The 4334-nt window shown below is 40.5% G+C and carries 5 protein-coding genes and 1 pseudogene; 4 read left to right on the forward strand and 2 right to left on the reverse strand.

What is annotated here, in order from left to right; genetic code table 11:
• Positions 1-106: 106 nt before the first annotated feature.
• Positions 107-448 (reverse strand): metal-sulfur cluster assembly factor, encoded by a 342-nt coding sequence (locus HT723_RS11010; RefSeq protein WP_001206380.1) that lies wholly within the window; start codon positions 446-448, stop codon positions 107-109.
• 123 nt (positions 449-571) lie between these two features.
• Between HT723_RS11010 and HT723_RS11015 the strand changes: the two are divergent.
• Positions 572-1108: pseudogene (locus tag HT723_RS11015) on the forward strand (Rgg/GadR/MutR family transcriptional regulator); the annotation flags it as partial.
• A gap of 378 nt (positions 1109-1486) precedes the next feature.
• Here HT723_RS11015 and HT723_RS11020 read toward each other — a convergent pair.
• On the reverse strand, positions 1487-2023 hold the full coding sequence (locus tag HT723_RS11020; protein WP_023941550.1) for a biotin transporter BioY: 537 nt from the start codon (positions 2021-2023) through the stop codon (positions 1487-1489).
• Between the two features lie 254 nt (positions 2024-2277).
• Here HT723_RS11020 and HT723_RS11025 point away from each other — a divergent pair, with 254 nt between their 5' ends.
• From HT723_RS11025 to HT723_RS11035, 3 genes are all read left to right on the forward strand, one after another.
• Positions 2278-3009 (forward strand): cyclase family protein, encoded by a 732-nt coding sequence (locus tag HT723_RS11025; protein ID WP_001281647.1) that lies wholly within the window; start codon positions 2278-2280, stop codon positions 3007-3009.
• 20 nt (positions 3010-3029) lie between these two features.
• Positions 3030-3167, forward strand: a complete 138-nt coding sequence (locus tag HT723_RS11030; protein ID WP_023933419.1) for a hypothetical protein — start codon at positions 3030-3032, stop codon at positions 3165-3167.
• 174 nt (positions 3168-3341) lie between these two features.
• Positions 3342-4334, forward strand: a 993-nt coding sequence (locus HT723_RS11035) for an IS1380-like element ISSpn5 family transposase (RefSeq protein WP_172935198.1), incomplete at its 3' end; no start/stop codon positions are given.

Genomic DNA, 4334 nt, shown 5'->3' on the forward strand with positions numbered 1-4334 from the left:
AGCAACCTGCGGCTAGTTTTCTAGTTTGCCCTTTGATTTTCATTGAGTATCAAAAAGCAAGCCATTTTCGGCTTGCTTTTTTCATCTTTAAAAGTGATTGGTCTGATTAACGAGGTGGTAGTCCAAGGGCAATACGGCCATAGCGACTGATTCGTGTGATTTTCCAAGCAGGCGACCAGGTAACTTCAACCTTGACATCTTCGATCCCCTCGATTTGTTTCAGACCTGCAACGATTTCAATAGGCAGGCTTTCGGCACAATCACAGGCGGTGTCAGTGAAGGTCATGACAATCTTGCAGAGACCTGTTTCGTCCAGATTGATTTCATAGATTAGCCCTAGATTGTAAACATCCAATTCCACATCTGTATCAAAAACCTTCTCTAGTTTTTCGATAATTTGATCTTGCAAGGCCAAAGCACGGTCATTGATTTTGATATCCTCTCTCATTACAGTCCCTCCACATGATAAATATCCCCTATTTTCTCATAACTCTGACAATTTGGCAAGCTTTTGATGAATTTTCTGAAAAATATGATAAAATGAAGAAAATACGGAATCAAGGGGAAGTCTATGGAGCAGATTGGAAAAGTCTTTAGACAATTACGAGAGTCAAGAAATATCTCACTGAGACAAGCAACCGGGGGACAATTTTCGCCGTCTATGTTGTCCCGCTTTGAAACAGGTCAGAGTGAGCTTTCGGTGGAAAAGTTTCTATTTGCCTTGGGAAATATATCTGCCAGTGTAGAGGAAATTCTCTTTCTGGCGAGAGGTTTTCAGTACGATACAGATTCTGAGTTGAGAAAAGAAATCATAGATGTCTTGGATCCAAAGAATATAGCTCCTCTTGAGGACTTGTATCGCAAGGAGTATCAAAAGCATGTCCATTCTCAAAACAAACAGAAACATATTTTAAATGCCATTATGATCAAGTCTTATATGAAGAGCATGGATGATACGGTAGAGTTAACGGCAGAGGAAGGGAAAGTCCTTCATGATTATTTGTTTTCTACCGAGATTTGGGGAATCTATGAACTCAATTTATTTTCAGTCAGTTCACAATTTCTATCTGCTTCTCTTTTCACTAGATATGTACGAGAAATGGTACGTAATACTTAATGAAAATCAAAAAGCAAACAAGGAAGATAGCCGAAGGCAGTACTGGCGTACGGCAAGGCGACGCTGACAAAGTTTAAAGAGATTTTCGAAGAGTATTAGCCCCAAACTTCATCCGCAATTTCCTGGATGAGGGCAATGGCTGATATCAATGTTAAGGAGCTTAGTTATCATGTTACTGAAAATGATGTAGCGATAACTTTTTAAACAATCGTGTATAAAAAGATTTCAATTTTTAAAACCTTAACTATTAAGCTATTCAAATCTATAATTGAATAAAAAAGCGAACAAAACAAAATTCTGATTACCAGAAAAATAGTTTTGTTCGTTTTTTTATATTTGGGGTCGGAATTTTGTTCCAGCCTCTTTTTATTATTGTTGAAAATAGCCTTGTCCTTTCAAACTTCTAAAAATAGGTTGGCTAAGTAGGGTGATGGCTACTAGTTTTCCAAGGTCAGGGAGTATAAATGGTAGGACACCGACTGTAGTAGCTTGTGCTAGAGGCATACCCGATAAGAGATGTAGTCCCAGGATGCCACCGACAAAAACAAGACTATCTCCTAGTAGATTGGCCAGAAAAATTTTAGGGGGACTGGTTTTGGGATGGGTCAGATAGGCGGTCACTCCGGCATAAAGCAAATCAAACCAGAGGTAGCCTGCACTTGGTCCGACCAGGACATGAAAACCAGCACTTCCCCCAGCAAAGACAGGAAGACCGATTCCACCCAAAAGGAGGTAGAGGCCTACAGATAGAAGAGCTTCACGAGGACGAAAGATAGTAGCAATTAGCCCAATCGCTAAATTTTGCAATGTGAAGGGAACAGGACCAAGGGGAAGGGTAATCTGAGCCAGCACAGCAATCAAGGCAGCCCCGATAGCTGGAAGAACTAAGGTGTATGATTTTTTCAAGATTGTCAACCTCTTTTTGTTTTTATGGTAATTATTATAATGGATTTTGACAGATTGTCAACTTTATTTTTAAACATAGGTAACAAATAGTGTGGCAGTCGAAAGGTATAGTTTAAAACTATATATACCTCAAGAAAAGAGTAATGCGATATAATCGATAAATGCTTGTTTAGGGAATCCTTTGCTGGTATAATAGAAGCATCTATTACAACTGATATAGTTTGAAACTATGTTTCTATCAAGGAGGTTCTGTCATGTCTGATTTATTATCGCTTTATGAAACGTTAAAATCAAAGAAATGGGTCAATCTAAGCCATCGTATTGATGAAAATAGCCCGCATTTCCCAGCTCTTCCAGCCTTGGAAAAGAAGGATTTATTCACTTTGAAGGATGGATTCCATGTGCAACAGTTTTCCGTGGTTGGTCAGTACGGTACCCACATTGATGCTCCGATTCACTTTGTTGAAGGTGGTCGTTGGTTGGAGGAGATTGACCTCAAGGACTTGCTTTTGCCTCTTTTTGTTATCGATAAGTCGGCGGCAGTAGCTGAAAATCCAAACTATATTTTGACGAAGCAAGATATCTTGGACTTTGAAGCGGAACATGGACAAATCCTGCCAGAGTCTTTTGTAGCTTTTCGGACAGATTGGTCCAAACGTTGGCCTGATCAAGATGCTATGCGTAATCTTGATGAAAATGGGGTGCAACAGAGTCCTGGATGGAGCCGAGAAGCCTTAGAATTTTTGATTCATGAACGTCAGGTCAAGGCCGTCGGTCATGAGACTTTTGACACTGATGCAGGCATTCCTGCTGCTGAGCATGGGCTTCTCAATGAATACTATCTCTTGGAGCAGGATATTTATCAGGTAGAAGTATTAGCCAACCTAAATCAAGTGCCTGCTACAAGTGCCCTGATTAGTATCAGTTTCCCTAACTGGAATCAAGCGACTGGTTCGCCTGTTCGTGCTTTAGCAATTTTACCTTAGAAATAGAATTGGAGAAAAAGATGACACATACACACGCACCTTTCCGAGTAGATCATGTTGGTTCCTTCCTTCGTCCAAAAGCGCTTGTTCAAGCGCGTGAAGCCTTCGCAGCTGGTGATATCAGCCAAATTGAGTATGAATATGATTTGAGTGAATAGTAAGTTAAACCCCAATTATTCACCCCTAATCTAAAAACCCTCCAGAATCCTTGCCTTAGCTTAGATCCTGGATGGTTTCTTTTTTCACCCAATGGGTGTTTTTTACTAGACAAAAAAGAGTTTCCCCTTTATGGTATAAGTGTAGAAAAAAACACAAAAAGAAAGGAAACTCACATGAACAGTTTACCAAATCATCACTTCCAAAACAAGTCTTTTTACCAACTATCTTTCGATGGAGGTCATTTAACCCAGTATGGTGGTCTTATCTTTTTTCAGGAACTTTTTTCCCAGTTGAAACTAAAAGAGCGGATTTCTAAGTATTTAGTAACGAATGACCAACGCCGCTACTGTCGTTATTCGGATTCAGATATTCTTGTCCAGTTCCTCTTTCAACTGTTAACAGGCTATGGAACGGACTATGCTTGTAAAGAATTGTCAGCTGATGCCTACTTTCCAAAATTGTTGGAAGGAGGGCAGCTTGCTTCACAGCCAACCTTATCCCGTTTTCTTTCCAGAACTGACGAGGAAACAGTCCATAGTTTGCGATGCCTCAACCTTGAATTGGTCGAATTCTTTTTACAGTTTCACCAGCTAAACCAACTCATTGTAGATATCGATTCTACCCATTTCACAACTTATGGCAAGCAAGAAGGTGTTGCTTATAACGCCCACTATCGTGCTCATGGCTATCATCCTCTTTATGCTTTCGAGGGGAAGACAGGTTATTGTTTCAATGCCCAGCTTCGTCCTGGTAATCGTTATTGTTCTGAAGAGGCAGACAGTTTTATCACACCTGTTTTAGAACGGTTTAATCAACTTCTCTTTCGAATGGATAGTAGCTTTGCGACCCCAAAATTATACGATTTAATTGAAAAAACAGGGCAATACTACCTCATAAAACTCAAGAAAAATACTGTTCTGAGCCGTCTTGGAGACCTTTCCCTCCCTTGCCCACAGGATGAGGACTTAACCATCTTGCCCCACTCCGCCTACTCAGAAACTCTCTATCAAGCAGGATCTTGGTCGCACAAGCGTCGTGTCTGCCAGTTCTCTGAACGAAAAGAAGGGAACTTGTTCTACGATGTTATTTCTCTCGTTACAAATATGACGAGTGGAACAAGCCAAGACCAGTTTCAGCTTTATCGTGGACGTGGTCAAGCCGAGAAT

It is taken from the genome of Streptococcus sp. 2106, from assembly GCF_013277315.1.
Lineage (GTDB): Bacteria > Bacillota > Bacilli > Lactobacillales > Streptococcaceae > Streptococcus > Streptococcus pseudopneumoniae.

Bases quoted from the DNA above. Each gene is read 5' to 3' on its own strand.
- HT723_RS11010 (WP_001206380.1), bottom strand. From the start codon at position 448: ATGAGAGAGGATATCAAAATCAATGACCGTGCTTTGGCCTTGCAAGAT.
- HT723_RS11025 (WP_001281647.1), top strand. From the start codon at position 2,278: ATGTCTGATTTATTATCGCTTTATGAAACGTTAAAATCAAAGAAATGG.
- HT723_RS11030 (WP_023933419.1), top strand. From the start codon at position 3,030: ATGACACATACACACGCACCTTTCCGAGTAGATCATGTTGGTTCCTTC.